Here is a 17,883-nt window from a genome sequence, read left to right as displayed (position 1 = left end):
CTAACAGAAACAATTATGAAACAGATAATTAAAAAATGGAAACCTGTATGCCTTTCCTTATTTATAGGAGGGATAATATTGTTTAGCGGATGTTCAGAGAGCTTTCTTGATCCGGAGCCGCTATCCTTCTACGAACCCGGAGCTACTTTCACTACCGAATCGGGTCTGATGGCAGCTATGGCTATTTGTGACCGTCATATGAAACTATATTATGCGCACGACCATAACGAAATGCTTCCTATCGGAACAGAGTATATCTTCTCCGATCTGGGGCTTCCCGCTGCGACCGACAAGACGGGTATGCTCGATAATGTTGCCGCACTGATGACGCCTACCAGTTTAAGTACGGATAACCTGAATCATCTCGACAAGGTAAACAGTATCTGGTATTTCTGGAGAGAAACCTATAACGGTATTCTGTATGCTAACACCATACTCCAATACGTGGATGGAGTTGAAGAATTGAGCGAGGAAATTAAGAATGCTTACAAGGGTAGGGCTTATTTCCATCGTGCCTTCCGTTATATGGCTTTGGTATTCCAGTTTGGCGATGTCCCTCTTATTACCAAGGTGACAGATGTTCCCAAACAAAATTACCATAGTACGAAACGTGATGCTATCCTGCAAATGCTTGTTGAAAATATGGAATTTGCCGTAGAATGGGTACCTGATCAGAAAGATATGAGTCTGATCGGTATGGTAAATAAAGGAGCCTGTCGCATGTTGCTGGCTAAATGCTACCTGGCGTTGGGAGAGTATGCCAAAGCGAAAGAACAAACCGATATCCTGATCGATCAATCCGGTTATTCGCTTATGACAACTCCGTTCGGCACGTTCAACGATGGAGGAGAACCCCAGACCTGGCCTATTACACGTAATGTCATATGGGACTTGCACCGCGCTGAAAACAAACTCATCCCCGCTAACAGGGAGGTCATTATGGGTATGCCTAACCGGGGTGCGGAAGCTGAATCATTCGTTAAAATGCTTACCATGCGTATTATGTATCCTTTCCTTTTTAATAATGCTGTACAAACAAAAGATGGTAAGCAAGCCTTGTTAAACCTGAGACGTAACCATGCAGATTACAATTCGAAGTATGATTACATGCGTGCATTTGGTCGTGGTATTGCTACTTATCGTCCGAGTTATTTCCAAAATCATACGCTGTGGTATGTTAATGGCGTGCTGGATGAAGGCGACCTGCGTCATAATTCCGAGGTCGGCAACTGGGTGCGTATGGAAGATTACCGTGTGAACAACATAGCATCTTCCGAATTCGGAAATCCAGTTACACTTTTCGATGACAACGGAAAATTACTATGTAGCGACACGATTCGTCGCTGGTTTGATGTGCCTCATTATATATTCTATCTGGATGATCCTGTGAACGAAGCTAACATAAGTGGTTCGGATGGTCACAGAGGGGCAACTAACGGTGGTATCGCCGACTGGTATCTCTACCGTCTGGCCGAAGCCTATCTCCTTCGTGCCGAAGCGAAGTTCTACATTAATCCCAATGACGCTACTATTAAGGACGACCTGAATGTAATCAGACAACGCGCGCAATGCAGCCAATTGTATGAGGGTACCGTTACTATTGGTGATATCATGAATGAGCGTGCCCGTGAATTGTACTTTGAAGAATGGCGTAATGTGGAATTGAAGCGCGTATCGCTGTGTCTTGCCCGTAGCGGCAGACCCGACGAATGGGGTAATATTTACAATCTGGATACCTTTGACAAACAAAGCGGTACGGATCCCGAAGGCGGAAGTTACTGGTATCAACGTGTCACAAAGTGTGGTATGTACAACAAAGGAGAAACTATACAGATTGTGGCGACTAAATCCAGTCTCAATTTTATCGTAGACAAAAAGAATATGTATTGGCCGATCTATAATGCATCTATTACGGCTAATAGCAAAGGAGAATTAAGCCAAAATTACGGTTATGACGGTTATAATCCCGATGTTTTCAAATGGGATAATTGGCAGGATGCCGTAGCAGATGAAGACAAAACGGAATAAATTCCTGTTTCGAATTATTATTAACCGACAAAACCTGAATTTTGCCGGTTAATAGTTCTAAATTTGTTCAATATTGTTTAATCAATAAAAAATTTAGTTATGCACAAAAAAGTATTTTTATTACTGTGTTTTTTGCCTTTTCATCTAATATTTGCTCAAACGAGTTTGTTAAAAGACTTCCCGGAAGGATATACTCCCGAAGAGGTGGGCAAACGTCTGGCCTATCATTTTGTGGATGACAGGCACGACCTTTATGCCGGCAGGTACATCCACTATGCCGAAGTCTGTACATGGAACGGGGCACTCGATTATGCATTGAAAATAAAGGATAAAAAACTTATCAAACTTTTGCAGGACAGATTCGAACCCTTTTTCACCCGGGAAAAGGCTCTGTTGCCTCCCATGAATCATGTGGACTACAATATGTTCGGGAGCCTTGCCCTGAAACTTTATCAGATAACAAACGACAAACGGTATCTGGATATGGGATTAGCGTATGCTGATAGCCAATGGGAAGTGCCGGAGAATGCGAAACCGGAGGAAAAAGTCTGGGCTGAAAAAGGCTATTCCTGGCAGACACGCATGTGGATCGACGATATGTATATGATTACCGTTGTGCAAAACGAAGCATATAAAGTAACCGGTGATCCTAAATACCTTGACCGCGCAGCCATGGAAATGGTCCTTTACCTTGATGAGTTGCAGCGACCGAACGGTCTTTTCTATCATGCACCGGATGTCCCTTACTACTGGGCACGTGGAGATGGTTGGATGGCTGTAGGCATGGCCGACTTACTTCGTGATCTGCCCAAAGACCATAAGTATCGTCCGCGTATTATGGAAGGTTATCTGACCATGATGGAAAGCTTGAAAAATTATCAAAGGCCAAATGGCATGTGGAATCAACTTATCGACGAACCGGATTTCTGGACGGAAACATCCGGAACAGCGATGTTCACCTACGCATTTATTGTGGGTATCCGGCAAGGATGGCTGGATGCCACAGAATATGCCCCGGCAGCACGAAAAGCATGGTTAGCCATGGTGCCGTATATCGACGAACGGAATAATGTCACAGAAGTTTGTATCGGCACGGGTAAAAAGAACGATAAACAGTATTATTACGACCGTCCGCGGCTTGCAGGCGATTTTCACGGACAGGCTCCTTATCTTTGGTGTGCCGCAGCCTTATTGGAAAAAACAGAAAATTAGTTACCCGTTATCAGGCTTATGGTTTAATTTAATATCAAGTGTATAACGGTATTTAATTATAACGTGTTTTTCATTCTTTCATTTTTGACCCGTCTGAACAGTTTTGTTACGGCGGGTTAATTATTATAGGAAATACCAACAACAGGAACTTTCATTCAAGATGCAAAAGGTTACTTTATTGACAAATGTAAGATAAATTCTGTTGTTTCTTTTTTTCAATCCGTTTATAAATTGATATTTTTATTTAAATTTGTCCGCAATATGCATGAAAATCACACCGATTATGAATCTTTCTACTCCCGATTACAGTGAAGTCCCTAACAGGGCGGAAATGCGTGTAATAGGAGTGTGCTCTTCAACTTGTCAGCGCAGAATGTGTTGATTGAAAATATCGTTATTTATAGTATGATAAGATATAATCTTTTAATATTGGCAATTGGGTTGATCTCTGTGGCAGGTTTCTCGCAGCAGAGGGTTATTTTTGATACGGATATGGATTCCGACGTCGATGATGTTGGAGCCTTGGCCATGCTTTATAACCTTCATAAACAAAAGGAGATAGATCTTCTTGGTGTTATTGTTACCAGTGATGACCCTTATGCTCCTGAATGTGTCAGTGCCTTAAATACATATTATGGTATGGAACGCCTGCCTGTAGGATTTCTTGAAGGACAACCGGTGCTTACCAATCATTCCCGTTATACCAGGCAGATAGCGGAAGAATATCCTCATCCTTTATCTTCATGGAAAGAGGCGCCGTCTGCAACGGCTACTTATCGGAAATTATTGGCGGAAAGTCCTGATCATTCCGTAATCATTCTGACGGTAGGTCATCTCAGTAGTCTGCAAAAACTGTTGCAGTCTCTGCCGGACGGATATTCTCCTCTTCATGGAAAAGAACTGGTAGAAGCCAAAGTCAGGAAATGGTATTGTATGGGAGGAAAATTCCCGCAGGGAAAGGAAGCTAATTTCTACAGACCGGATCCCGCTTCCACTGTTTATTGTCTGAATAACTGGAATAAAGAGGTTGTTTTTTGCGGATGGGAGGTAGGAAACCCTATTATCACCGGTGATGCGACATTAAGAAAACTGCCGGGTAAACATCCTGTGTATAGGGCTTACGAGTTGTATAATAATTTTGCCGGGCGGGCAAGTTGGGATCAGGTCGCTGTTTTCTTATTATCGAAGCAAAGCCACAAATATTTTCAGATACAAAACAGGGGATACTGCTCTGTCGATCCGGACGGAAGTAACCGTTGGATCCCCGGGAAAAAGAGTAATCACGGTTATCTTATATTTAATGAGAATGCCTCCATACCTGAAATATCTACCTTAATAACAGCCTTGATGTTGGGAGGTGATGTACAATAAAACAACCAGGGTAGGATTGCGATAAAGTTCATCCAATAAAGCTGCATAGTCTTTTTTGATGGAATGATACTTTTTACTTAGGCGTTTCAGCTCGCGTTCAAAAGGGTATAGTGCATTAATTTTATAATTCATTAAGCAACTCCTCTGCTGTTTTAGGTTTTCTCCCTGTGCGGCGGCGCTCTTTAATCTCCAATAATCCTTTGCGGATACCTGCCAAAATCTCCTCTTTGCCGATTGTCTCTTCCTCTTCGATAACTACTGGTTTTTCCCAAGGTTGTCCGGCGGTTTCTAACAGCGATTCCACTGCTTTTTTGAGTATTGCCGGATTGTCGATGCCCATCAAAGCATTAATGCCTGCTAATTTGAGTGCGTTGACATCGATATTATAAGCGGCTTGCGGTTCAGACACATTATGGATGTTCTTTTTGCTGCGTTGTTTATCTTTTTTCTTTTCCATCAATTACTGTCTGCTAATGGGTTAATGAGGATAAAGGTATGATGTTTTTACGAAAGAAACAAATCTCATTTTTTATGCGGATCATTTTCGTATCTCCTTTACGTTTATACCATCGAGAACAAGTTATATGCGCTTTCATAGAGAGACTGCTCTTATTTTAAACGAATTGTCTTTTAATAGGTTTCGTAATGTGATGCGATAGTAGAAAGTGAGGTTTTTGATTTCTTTAAACAAAATATTCTCCTTTTGTTTTATTTATAACGTTTTATTTTACCTTTGCAGATACACACGAGAAATATTCCTCGATTTAATATCTTTTGTACTTTTAAAATGCCTGCAGAGAAAAAATGACAGAAAGTAATGCCATTGTAAATGACAAGGATTTAGTGGTTCGTCTCATCCACAACGACCAGGAAGCATTTTGTGAATTGTATGCAAGATATAAAGACCGGTTGTTGTATTTTTCCATGAAATTCGTTAAATCACGTGAATTTGCGGAAGACATCTATCAGGATGCGTTTACCCTTATTTGGCAGAGCCGTCAATTTCTTGATCCTGAGAAAACATTTTCGTCGTACCTTTATACCATTGTGAAAAATCGCATTCTCAATATTTTGAGAGAGATAGAAAATTACCAAAAACTTAAATCCTATATCCTTGCTAATGCTATTGATTACTCTGATGTCACTAATCAACATGTGCAGACCAATGAGTTGGAGATTATCTTGGATAAAGCATTGAAAAAATTGACTCCTCGTCAGCGTCAGATATTTGAAATGAGCCGGAATGAACAGATGACGCATAAAGAAATTGCTGAAATACTGGGTATTTCGGTATTTACGGTACAAGAGCATATTTCAATCGCTTTAAAATCAATCAGGCAATGTCTGAAAGAATACCCTGATTATCTCGCCGGTTTGTTACTTATCCTGATATGTATAAACATGTAAAAAAAGTTAACCTTACCCCAGTTTTTTGACTTATTTGTGTATTACTTATGTACAGGGACAATGATGGAATTCCCCAATAGCTTTTATCCAAAATAAAGCAAATGCCGACCGTCTTGTTATTACAAAAATTGGATGGATATTTTCCGGTTGCATGACATATTTATGAAGAGTAACAACGAAAAAGAAAAAACAATCAGGCGTTTTCTGGAGAATCTTTACACGAAAGAAGAGGTAGAGCAGTTTTTCCGGGATATAAAAGATCGGGAAAATGATATCCTGTTAAATGATATAATATGGGAATTAGAAAAAGAGAGCGGCTCGCAGGAGAATACACCTGCTGTAAACCGTGAACAATACAAACAAGAAGCAAGACAATTGTTGAAGCGTTTGGAAAAGAGGAAAAAAAGACATCTCCGTCAGATCGCTGTATCTGTTGCTGCGATGGCGTCGGTATTATTTTTAGCCATATATATATTCCATAACATTAAAACTACCGAAACATCTTCAATATTATATAGCGAAACAGTTACTTCCTATGGTGAAAAAAGATGGTTGATGTTTTCCGATAGTACCCGGGTAGTATTGAATTCCCGTACCATTATTGCTTATCCTGATAATTTCGGTAAGAATGAACGCCGTATACGTCTTTCCGGAGAGGCCTACTTTGATGTGAATAAAGATAATACTCCTTTCATTATCGAAACAGGACGCTTTGATATCCAGGTATTGGGCACCTCTTTTAATGTAAAAGCGTATAATGAGGATGAAATTGTGTCGGTAGCTGTGAATGAGGGGCGTGTACAGGTATCCATGTCCGAAGCGACTCTTGTCTTGAAACCGAAAGAGAAAATAACCCTGAATACCCGTACGGGGGAGATCATGAAAGAGATTGTCAGAAACGAAGCACATTCCTCTGCATGGATACAGGGCTGGCTCTGTTTTGACCGCACACCTATCCGTGACATTGCAAGGGAACTGGAACGGATATATGGTTGTAGTATCGTATTTAAAGAAGGAGCGGAATTTAATAACCTGATCTCGGGAGAACATGATAATCGTAGTCTCGAATCTGTATTACGATCGATTGAATATACAAGTGGTATCAAATACTTGAAAAATGACAATGAAATACTATTCTATAAATAAACAAAAGTTCTAATCCTAAAAAAATATGCCTATGAATAAAATGAATATCTGAATAACAAACTTGTGGAAAAGTAAGAGCACCCCATGCAGAAGTGCTCTTAAGGAAGGGTAATATCCTATTTCACCGGCTCGCAAAATCGGGAAATAAGAAAGCTACCTGTTTAAAAAATTATTAAACACGACAAATATATGAAAATCACCAATCAATTAAAAAGACAAGCATCATTTTTTCTTAACTTTTTTATCATGATGATTTTGTTTTTTGTTGTAACTGCTCCTGCTTCCGGACAAAACACGAAAAACAATAACCTTTCGCTTAATGTACAGAATCAACCTCTTAGTGAGGTGTTTCAGCAAATTAGTGCATTAACCGATTACAAGTTCTTTTACGACCAGAATATTATAGACAAAGCGCCCAGAATTACGATGAGTGTCCAAAATGTTACAATCGAGGATATTCTGGAGAGAATAACTGCCCGGACGAACCTCTATTTTCAACGGACAAATAATACCATCTCTGTAAGTGCAGCACCTCCGGCTAACATGGCCCAGGCAAGGCAGCGGCAAAGCAAAACCGTTTCCGGAGTTATAACGGATGATTCAGGAGAACCTATTATCGGCGCTAATGTTGTAGAAGAAGGCACTACCAATGGTACGGTAACCGATATAAATGGAAATTTCTCACTACAGGTGGGTGATAATGCAACACTCCATATCTCTTACATTGGTTATCTGGCTCAAAGTATTAATACTGCAGATAGAACGTCTATTGATGTGCTTTTACAGGAAGATACTAAAACTTTAGAAGAAGTCGTGGTCGTTGGTTACGGTACAGCTCGCCGGGGTGATCTCACCGGTTCAATATCAAGTATACAAGGAGCCAATTTGACTAACCGTTCGACACAACAGATCTCCACCGCTATGCAGGGGCAGATTGCAGGGGTTCAGGTAACCCGTGACTCAGGAGCACCGGGCGCTTCGGCTACTGTACGTGTCCGTGGTATAACTACGCTCTCAAACAATGATCCTTTGGTAATTGTGGATGGTGTTCCGTCGTCTCTCAATGACGTGGTGGCAGCAGATGTAGAGACCATGACTGTGTTGAAAGATGCTGCTTCGGCTGCTATCTACGGGTCGCGTGCGGCTGCGGGTGTTATTCTTATCACTACCAAGCGTGCCAAGGATCGTCAATTCTCATTCGATTATAATTATGAATACGGAATTGACAGACCCACGACTCGTCCTAAAAACGGTGATGTGATTGACTGGATGAATATACAGAATGAAGTAAAGTGGAATGACGGCGCCTCAGATCCTTATTCTCAGTATTCACAGGAGACTATCTCTACGTGGCTCGATAAAAATGCGACAGATCCATATCACTATCCCAATACGGACTGGGTCAACCTGATGCTGAAAAGTTCGACTTCACATGAACAGCATATGTTGAGTGTTTCGGGGGGTACGGAAAAGCTGCGAACGAAATCAACCTTCAACTATCAAAAAGGTGACGGCTATTATGAAAACAAATCCTATGAGCGTTTTACCGGCCGTGTTAACAACGATTATAATATAACAGATTGGCTTCATGCCAATATCGATGTTGATTTCTCGAAATCAAATTCGATCGCCCCGTCCCAAGTGAATGCCATGTACTGGGCCTATTTGGCATCGCCCTATTATACCCCTTTCTGGGAAGATGGTCGTTATGCAGATGCGAAAGATGGAGCCAATCCTGTTGCCGGTCTTCGGGAAGGTGGAACGAACAGGACGAACTATTATAAGTTCGGGGGAAAGGCTCAAATCGATCTTACCCCGATGAAAGGACTCACGTTGACCGCTGTTGTTGCACCCCGTTTTCAGTTCATCAAAGGTAAGAAATTCTCACGCGCTGTGCCTGTTTACTACGAAAACGGTTCAATGACCTATATGCAGGTGCACAAAACCACGAATCTTGAAGAGACACGTAACGATAATAACAGTCAAACGTACCAGTTTTACGGTAACTATCAGAATACCTGGGGTAATCACTCGTTCAACGCCATGGCTGGTTACGAGGGGTATTCTTACAAATGGGAGGAAACGGGAGCTTCACGTACGAATTACCTGCTTGATACATATCCTTATCTTAATATTGGTCCGGAAGATTATCAATATAATTCAGGTAAGGCCGGACACAACGCTTATGAGTCGGCATTTGGGCGCCTGATGTATTCCTATAAGAATAAGTATATGCTTCAGGGTAATGTCCGTACCGATGGTTCGTCACGTTTTGCAAAAGAAAACCGTTGGGGTACATTCTACTCGACTTCTGCCGGGTGGGTGATATCTGAAGAATCATGGTTTAATAATAATCTGGTGGATTACCTGAAAATACGCGGCTCTATCGGTCAACTCGGTAATGAGCGTATCGGTTCGGAATTTCCTTATCAGGCTGCTATTACTTTTGGCAACAGCTATATGTATGATAAATCGTCACAATCAGTGACTGCTTTGCAGAATGCCGCTCAGGTATATTATGCATTCCAAGATATCACTTGGGAAACTACTACAACATATGGGGTGGGTTTAGATTTGACAATATTAAAGAACCGTCTGCGCTTTACGGGAGATTATTATTACAAGAAAACTTCTGATATGTTGCTTACACTTGGTTTTCCCTCCTATGCAGGATTTTCGGCTCCTTCACAAAATGCCGGTGATATGTACACCAAAGGCTGGGAACTGGATTTAGGCTGGTCCGATAAGGTGGGTGATTTGTGGTATAGCGTTTCGGCAAACCTGTCGGATTATCGTTCAAAAATGGGTTATTTGGGCGATAAGCGTACTATTGATGGTAACCGAATATATGAAGAGGGATCCTATTACTATGAATGGTATATGTACAAAAGTGAGGGTCTGTTTCTGACAGATGCCGACCTCTACGATGAGGAAGGCAACAAGTATCCTACACTTACTGCAAATGACAAGGCAGGTAACATTAAGTATGTCGATGTGGATGGAAATGGTGTCATTAATTCCGACGACAAAGTACTTCTGGGTAATTCACAGCCGGAATATCTTTATGGGGGGAATATCTCTTTGGGTTGGAAAAATTTTGATTTCGGGTTGTCATTTCAAGGGATAGGACACCAACGGGTACTATTTAATTCGGCATGGATTCAACCTTTGAAGGAACAATGGGGCGCCGTTCCTGAACTTCTATTGGGCAACTATTGGAGTCAGCACAATACCGAAGAGCAGAATCGGAATGCCAAGTATCCACGTCTGACCTATACCAATACAGCAAACACTTATGCAGGTTCAGATTATTGGCTTTTCAATGGCGCCTATTTCCGTGCGAAGAATATTACACTTGGTTACACGCTGCCTACAGATCTGGTGAATAGACTAAGAGTCAATGATATGCGCTTATATCTTAGTATAAACGATTTGCCTGCCATCAGCAACTTCCCTAAAGGATGGGATCCTGAGGTCGGCTCATCGTCAGACTTTATATCCACCTCTTTCGTTTTAGGCGTTAATATTAAATTTTAAATACTTAATTATATGAAGAAGATATTATTAATTTTCACTATAATACCACTATTTATCTTTTCAGGGTGTATTGATCTTGATCTTAATCCGTTGTCTGAAGGATCGAGTGGAAGTTGGTACTCATCGCAGCAGGAGATAGAAATGTCGTTAAACGACTTTTACCGCACCGATTTTTTTCCTATCGACTCCTGGACATGGAGCGACGATATGGTATGGCGTAATACCACTACAAATGTACAGAATGGAACAATGACCTCAGAAGATGGTACTGTAGCCACTCGCTGGCAGAATTTTTATAAAGGTATTGCACGGGCGTTGCGCCTGCTGAATAATATGGATAATGCACGCGCTATGGGAGTATCGGAAGCGGATATCACCCAATATGAAGGTGAAGCTTATTTCTATATGGGGTATGCTTACGGTATGTTGGCGTTCCATTGGGGCGATGCCATCCTTGATAAGACAGGTATGACGCTTGACGAAGCCTACACTATATCCCGTTCTCCTAAAACTGATGTGTTGGCTTATAGTTATGAATGTCTGGATAAAGCTGCAGAACGTTTACCGGTCAGTTATTCGGGTATACAAAGAGCTACAAAAGGTGCTGCTCTCGCCTTCAAAGCACGTATCGCCCTTAGGAACAGTGATTATGAAACGGCTGCCACGGCTGCCAAAGCTTGTATGGACCTGAATGTCTATAAGCTCCATGACAATTACCGGGATCTGTTCACTGCTTCCTGGTCGGATGAATGGATATTTTTCTTCCGTGGTGATGTAACGCTGAAAAAATATTATTGGGCCGGTTCAGATGTCCTGAATTGTATTACCCGTCTTTCCGGAGGATGGGGTGGTGTAGCCGCTCCTTCCTACGAACTGGTTTGTGCTTATCCCTGTATCGACGGTAAGCCTATTGACGAATCGCCTCTCTATAATCCAAAGGACTTCTTCGAAAATCGTGATCCACGCCTGGCTATGACCATTGTGCCTTTTGCTACGGCTCATAATAGGAGTGTGCTCGACGGGACGTATAATCCCGAAGATTATGTATGGCTTGGCTATGAGTATTCTCCCGATCCAACCCGTACTACTGTGCTCCGGGCATCGGACGGCGCTCAGGTGAGCAACACCGATTCGAAAGCACGTGCTGAACATGCGGCTTATAACGGTTTTTGTTTCAAAAAGTTTATCGACGAATCATTCCTTGAAAATGGACGTAACGGCGCGCCTACAACCTATCCTTATTTGCGGTATGGTGATGTGCTGTTGATGTATGCCGAAGCGATGATCGAACTCGACAGGTGTACGCAGGAGGTATTGGATGCCACCATCAACAAACTGCGCGAAAGAGCGTATGCCGGCACAGGACTTACATACCCTCAAGTTACGCTTGGTTCGCAGGGCGCTATGCGTACGATCCTCCGTACTGAACGCTTTATTGAACTCGCCTGGGAAGGCCATCGCTATGCCGATTTGATCCGCTGGAAACTGGCTGAGAAGGTGTATAACACACCCAGTTATTTCCTGCGCCGTGCATGGTCCGGCTCTACTTCATGGAATGGTGACGAGGCTTCTGTATCTGCAGAATACCGTCAGTTGATCCAGAACTGGGAAGACGGAAACTATCCTATCGGAGGTATACCGGAAATTGATGAAAACGGCATTGCAGATCTCAGCTATATGGTGGATGAAGGTTACATCGTTGTGGCGAGTGAGCGTACGTTTGATGCCGGACGCGATTATCTGTGGCCTGTACCTGCTGCTGACCGCCTGATTAATGAAAATCTCGATCAAAATCCAAAATGGTAGAAGTATGTACCATAGTATAATATGCAAAATATTAAGATTTTGTAAAAATTAATCAATAGATATAGATCCCTTTATTTATATTATTAAATTTGAGGGATCTAATATTCTCTAAATTAAAAACTTTATGAATTTGAGAAAATCGTTTTTTTTAATTGGAACGACATTGATCTTAGCATGTACGACACAAAAAAATAATACAGGATTATCTGGTTCTATTTCAGGTGTTTATCCTCGATTAGCTTATTATAATGACGAAGGCGAATGTGGTACAGGGGCAGTGGTCCCCTGGGCGGGGAGCCTGTGGGTGATTACCTATGGCCCTCATTTGCCTTACGGTTCATCCGACAAATTATACCAGATCACGTCCGGTTTGCAGCAAATAGTCCGCGATGAGAGTATCGGCGGGACTCCCGCCAACCGGATGATCCACAAAGAAAGTGATCAGCTTTTTATCGGCCCCTATGCCATTGATACGGAAGGGAATGTACGCACGATCCCGTATACCGTTATGCCCGGAAGGCATACGGGTAATGCGCGTCATTTGACGGATCCCGACAATAAGATCTACTATGGCACCATGGAAGAAGGATTTTACGAGGTGGATGTGAATACGCTGCAAGTAAAAGAGTTGTTCCGTGACGGGAATGTGGATCGCAAGCCCGGAGAAATGGCGCAGGAAGCGGCGTTGTTGCCCGGTGCACATGGTAAGGGCCTGTATTCGGGTCAGGGAGTTATGGTCTATTCCAATAATGGGGAAGCCACACAGGAAGCATTGCATAAATTTGATGTGGAGGCCGGCTCCCTTTCAGAATGGGATGGTAAAGAATGGAAATTAGTACGCCGGAACCAGTTTGTTGAAGTAACCGGCCCCGGAGGAATATATGGTAATTCGGATCCTGAAACTGACCCGATCTGGGCGACGGGGTGGGACCATAAGTCCCTTCTGCTCGGTGTACGGGATGCGACGCAAGGATGGCGTTTTTACCGTTTGCCCAAAGCGAGTCATAGTTATGACGGCGCACATGGATGGAATACCGAATGGCCCCGTATTCGCGATATAGGCACAGTAGAGCAGCCGGATTACCTGATGACGATGCACGGTATGTTTTGGTATTTTCCCGGTACGTTTACGGTTACAAACAGTGCTGGCATTCGTCCCCGCTCCGCTTACCTGAAAGTGATCGGTGATTTTACAAGATGGGAAAACCAATTGGTGTTCGGTTGTGATGATTCTGCCCAAAGAGAATTCCTGAACAAGCGTAAAGCAAAAGGAAATATTGAAGGGCCCGGGCAATCCAATTCAAACCTCTGGTTTACCTCCGTCTCCACACCGGACGAGTTGGGCCCCACTACGGCTGGGGGAGCCGTGTGGGCCGGGGAAAAGGTAAACGCGGATGAATGCTCGGAGCCGTTCCTGTTTACCGGTTGGCCGCATCGCAGCAGTTGGGTAAGCAATGAAGGGATTACTCCGGTAACCGTCACCTATGAAGTGGATAAAAAGGGAAATAATGAGTGGAGTACACTCAAAAGTATAGAACTGGCTGCCGGAGAATCGGTCAATATTGACTTTTCTTCATCGGAAGCTGGGGAATGGGTACGCGCCAGGCCGGATAAACCGGCTACCCTTACCTTGACCTTCACCTATAGAGGCAATGATACAAGGAGTACTACTCCGGACGCAATTTTCAAAGGGTTGGCAGATGTACGGTCGGAATCAAATCTGGGTGGATTGTTATATGGCTTAGGTGAAAACCGCCGTGCGCTCGGTTTACTTGCAAATACAACAACCGAAGGGAAAATATCGGAAACCGGATATTATGAAATGGGTGAAGAACTGAAACTGGAACGAAAAGACGATGTTGAAACAGCCGGTTTCATCCGTGATCAGTTTGCTATACCCCAACAGGTAGTAGAAATAGAAAAAGGTTCTGTTTTAATTGTCGATGACAAAAACCGGCGGTGGAGATTACCCTTGGGAGAGGATGCTTACAGCTCTTTGACCGATCGGGGACTGTTACGTATATGTCGTGAAGTAGCCACTGAGCGGGATTTGTTCAGTTGTCACGGAACCTTTTATGAGTTGCCGGCGGAAAATGCGGACGGATATGCCAAGATCCGACCGGTAGCTACCCATCATTACCGTATCAATGACTATGCTTCCTACCGGGGAATGCTTATCCTGACCGGTATTACTCCGGAGGAAGGAAAGGGGAACCCGCATATTATTGTTTCGCAAGACGGCAAAGCAGCCGTATGGGCAGGCGTCATCGATGACCTTTGGAAATTAGGAAGACCAAGAGGAAAAGGAGGCCCGTGGGTAGACTCAGATGTAAAAGCACAGGTTGCTTCTGATCCTTACCTGATCGGTTTTTATGATCAACGGGAATTAACCTTGTCTCATTCGTCGGAAAAGGCGGTAAAGATCTCAGTCGAGGTAGATCCGACGGGAAATGGTGACTGGATGGAATATGCGGTTTATACCGTAGAACCGGGACAACAACAACGTCATCAGTTCTCCCCTTCCTTTCAGGCACGCTGGATACGGTTTATTTCCGATACCGATACAAACGTAACCACATGGTTGGAATATAAATAAAATAGCATTTATTATGAGAAAATACGGTGTAATTTTATTGTTCGCGATGGTGGCGAATGTGATAATCGCACAATCACCTTCTCTTTTGGTGGAAGCTGAGAATTTCAGTAAGAAAGGCGGTTGGGTGGTCGATCAACAGTTTATGGATCTGATGGGATCACCTTACCTGATGGCGCATGGAATGGGCATGCCGGTAGCCGATGCGGAAATATCTGTCGAATTTCCCTCAACCGGGAAATATGATGTATATGTCCGTACATTTAACTGGACTTCACCATGGTATGAGGGTGAGGGGCCGGGAAAATTCCAACTCAGGTTAAATGGGGAGAAAGTAGGATCGGTACTGGGTTGTACTGGGAATGAATGGTATTGGCAAAAAGCAGGAAAAGTAGATATTAGGAAAAAGGAAAATGTGATTACCCTGCAGGATTTGACCGGATTTAACGGTCGGGTGGATGCAATTTATTTTACGCAGGATAACATATCTCCTCCAAACGAACTGACAACTTTGGGTCATTTCAGAAAACAGATGCTGGATATACCCGAAGAACCGCAACAAGCGGGTGAATTTGATCTGGTGGTAGTAGGTGGCGGAGTGGCCGGAACCACAGCAGCCATATCTGCTGCAAGATTAGGATTAAAAGTCGCGTTAATCCAGGATCGGCCCGTACTTGGAGGAAACAACAGTTCGGAGGTGCGTGTGCATCTTGGGGGAAGAATTAAAGTAGAACCTTATCCGGCATTGGGTGATGTGGTCAAGGAAATCGGCCCTTCACGTGGGGGGAATGCCCAGCCGGCAGATTATTACGAGGATGAGAAAAAAATGCAGATGGTGCTGGCAGAAGAGAATATTTCGCTCTTTACCAATTATCGGGCATTTGCCGTCAAAACAGAAGGATCTTCTATTACCGAAGTGTACGCACGGCATATTGAAACCTCTGAAGAACTGTCCTTTACCGCTCCCCTGTTTGCAGATTGTACCGGCGACGGGACAATCGGGTTTCTTGCCGGAGCCGATTACGCGATGGGGCGAGAGTCCAGAGATGAGTTTGGGGAACCGACTGCTCCTGAAACACCGGATAAGATGACCATGGGATCATCTGTGCAATGGTATTCGGCAGAAGAAAAGCAACCTGTCGATTTTCCGGTATTCCAATACGGTGTGGAATTTAACGACGAAAATGTAAAACAAGTGACTATGGGTGAATGGACATGGGAAACCGGCATGAATTATGACCAGATCAATGAATTTGAACGGATCCGAGATTATGGTCTTTTGGTGGTCTATTCCAACTGGTCGTGGTTGAAGAATTTCAGTGCTGAGAAAGAGAAATATAACAATCGAAAATTAGACTGGGTCGCCTATGTCGCAGGTAAAAGAGAATCTCGCCGGTTACTTGGAGATCATATCCTGAGAGAACAGGATCTGACCGATTTTGTGATTTATCCCGATGCATCTGCACCCACTACATGGACAATTGACCTGCACTATCCGGATCCCAAAAACACGGAGCATTTCCCGGAAAATGAGTTCTTGTCTATTGCTGTGCATAAACCCATTCATCCTTATCCGATACCTTATCGCTGCCTTTATTCCCGGAATATCGACAACCTTTTCATGGCAGGAAGGAATATCAGTGTGACGCATGTTGCATTAGGAACTATAAGGGTAATGCGTACTACTGGTATAATGGGAGAAGTGGTAGGCATGGCAGCGTCGGTAGCTGCAAAGAACAATACAAATCCACGCGGTGTGTATAATAACCATCTCAATGAGTTGAAAAAGCTGATGGAAAAAGGTGTGGGAAAATATGATGTGGAGGATATGCAAAATTATAATCTAGGCGGATCATTGGGGCCAAAAATAACTACTATAGATATTCCTCCTTATGATAAGGATTAAATTATTCATTCTTTTTTGTCTTGTACTATTGGGCGGGTCAAAGTATCCGCCCGGTAGTCCGGTATTACAGGTTCCCGAAAAAGATTTTTTTAAAATGGAAGGTGTTACTGTTACTCACCTTCTCGAAAATTCAAAAGATAGTTTATCGGATAATAAAGTCATAGAATTACAGGATCAGAATGGATTAACTGTCTGGTTCGGACGTTATTTTTTTAAAGATATATGCACTACAGGTATCTGCAGGATGGTACGGTTGTGGATTTTCTGGGATGGAACCGGCCATTATTTAGGAATACAATTGGATGAAAATGACCCTCTGACCAAATCAGACCATACTCCTTTTGGCCTTCAGGATTATACCAGGCTGGACGAAATTATGGCCGATACAGCCTCCATTTTAAAGGATCTCCGCTATGAAGACCTGACGGTGGAACAGAAAGTCCCTTTCATTAATTACTTCTGAATATTTAAGCGACCCGAAAAAACAACCCGGTTTTGTAGGATTGATCAAAAATGCACGCCCTGCAATAAAATATGAAATTATATACAAGATGCACAATCAGTGGACGATGTATCTCCGGATGCCATCGTTCTTTTGCTCGACTTGTTTTATACCGGTGACATCAGTCAGGGAGCCCTTAATCATATTTTTAGGATCGTTGAAAAGCAGATGGCTACCGATAAATCGATAAAAGAAAATAAGCCAATAGAGGAACGACTGGAAAAACTTGTTTCGCATCCTGATCCGTACACGTCGAGGCTTACCAAAAATTTTATAGAAAACACAAGCTGGTTACGTTAGTAGCTATACCTTTACAAGCTTTTCACTTTAGTTGCATACACTTTCCAGAGATACGAGGTAAAATTTAATTAATAA

Annotated in this window: 12 protein-coding genes; 11 read left to right on the top strand and 1 reads right to left on the bottom strand. The window is 42.9% G+C overall.

Annotated features, from left to right (window positions below; genetic code table 11):
* The first annotated feature begins 15 nt into the window (after positions 1–15).
* The 3 genes from U2P89_RS07265 (at position 16) to U2P89_RS07255 (ending at position 4,611) form a co-directional block, all read left to right on the top strand.
* On the top strand, positions 16–2,028 hold the full coding sequence (locus tag U2P89_RS07265) for a RagB/SusD family nutrient uptake outer membrane protein (RefSeq protein ID WP_322191069.1): 2,013 nt from the start codon (positions 16–18) through the stop codon (positions 2,026–2,028).
* Between the two features lie 99 nt (positions 2,029–2,127).
* Entirely contained in the window at positions 2,128–3,240 is a 1,113-nt protein-coding gene (locus tag U2P89_RS07260) for a glycoside hydrolase family 88/105 protein (RefSeq protein WP_322191068.1), read from the top strand.
* A gap of 405 nt (positions 3,241–3,645) precedes the next feature.
* Positions 3,646–4,611 carry a nucleoside hydrolase gene (locus tag U2P89_RS07255; RefSeq protein WP_322191067.1) on the top strand — a complete coding sequence of 322 codons (966 nt, stop codon included), beginning with the start codon at positions 3,646–3,648 and terminating at the stop codon, positions 4,609–4,611.
* 121 nt (positions 4,612–4,732) lie between these two features.
* Here the strand turns inward: U2P89_RS07255 and U2P89_RS07250 are convergent, their stop codons facing one another.
* A complete protein-coding gene (locus U2P89_RS07250; RefSeq protein ID WP_083710953.1) occupies positions 4,733–5,068 on the bottom strand; it encodes a hypothetical protein in 336 nt (111 codons plus the stop codon).
* A gap of 347 nt (positions 5,069–5,415) precedes the next feature.
* On the opposite strand from U2P89_RS07250, the gene U2P89_RS07245 reads away from it, so the two are divergent.
* From U2P89_RS07245 to U2P89_RS07210, 8 genes are all read left to right on the top strand, one after another.
* Positions 5,416–6,018: an RNA polymerase sigma-70 factor gene (locus U2P89_RS07245; protein ID WP_322191066.1), complete on the top strand. Its 603-nt coding sequence runs from the start codon at positions 5,416–5,418 to the stop codon at positions 6,016–6,018.
* A gap of 162 nt (positions 6,019–6,180) precedes the next feature.
* Positions 6,181–7,164, top strand: a complete 984-nt coding sequence (locus U2P89_RS07240; RefSeq protein WP_322191065.1) for a FecR family protein — start codon at positions 6,181–6,183, stop codon at positions 7,162–7,164.
* 246 nt (positions 7,165–7,410) lie between these two features.
* Positions 7,411–10,701: a TonB-dependent receptor gene (locus U2P89_RS07235; RefSeq protein ID WP_322191064.1), complete on the top strand. Its 3,291-nt coding sequence runs from the start codon at positions 7,411–7,413 to the stop codon at positions 10,699–10,701.
* A gap of 12 nt (positions 10,702–10,713) precedes the next feature.
* Complete coding sequence (locus tag U2P89_RS07230; protein ID WP_322191063.1) at positions 10,714–12,507, top strand: RagB/SusD family nutrient uptake outer membrane protein; 1,794 nt, start codon at positions 10,714–10,716, stop codon at positions 12,505–12,507.
* Positions 12,508–12,631: 124 nt separating this feature from the next.
* Entirely contained in the window at positions 12,632–15,103 is a 2,472-nt protein-coding gene (locus tag U2P89_RS07225) for a hypothetical protein (protein ID WP_322191062.1), read from the top strand.
* Between the two features lie 13 nt (positions 15,104–15,116).
* Positions 15,117–17,006, top strand: a complete 1,890-nt coding sequence (locus tag U2P89_RS07220; protein WP_076929746.1) for an FAD-dependent oxidoreductase — start codon at positions 15,117–15,119, stop codon at positions 17,004–17,006.
* Entirely contained in the window at positions 16,993–17,469 is a 477-nt protein-coding gene (locus U2P89_RS07215) for a hypothetical protein (protein WP_322191061.1), read from the top strand. Before U2P89_RS07220 ends, U2P89_RS07215 begins: the two co-directional genes overlap by 14 nt.
* Before the next feature lie 99 nt (positions 17,470–17,568).
* The gene (locus tag U2P89_RS07210) at positions 17,569–17,808 is read left to right on the top strand and encodes a hypothetical protein (protein ID WP_322191060.1); all 240 of its coding nucleotides are present in this window, start codon (positions 17,569–17,571) and stop codon (positions 17,806–17,808) included.
* Positions 17,809–17,883: the final 75 nt, after the last annotated feature.

Origin of the sequence: Proteiniphilum sp., assembly GCF_034331125.1 — a bacterium.
Lineage (GTDB): Bacteria > Bacteroidota > Bacteroidia > Bacteroidales > Dysgonomonadaceae > Proteiniphilum > Proteiniphilum saccharofermentans.
This window is presented reverse-complemented; position numbering and strand designations above follow the sequence as displayed.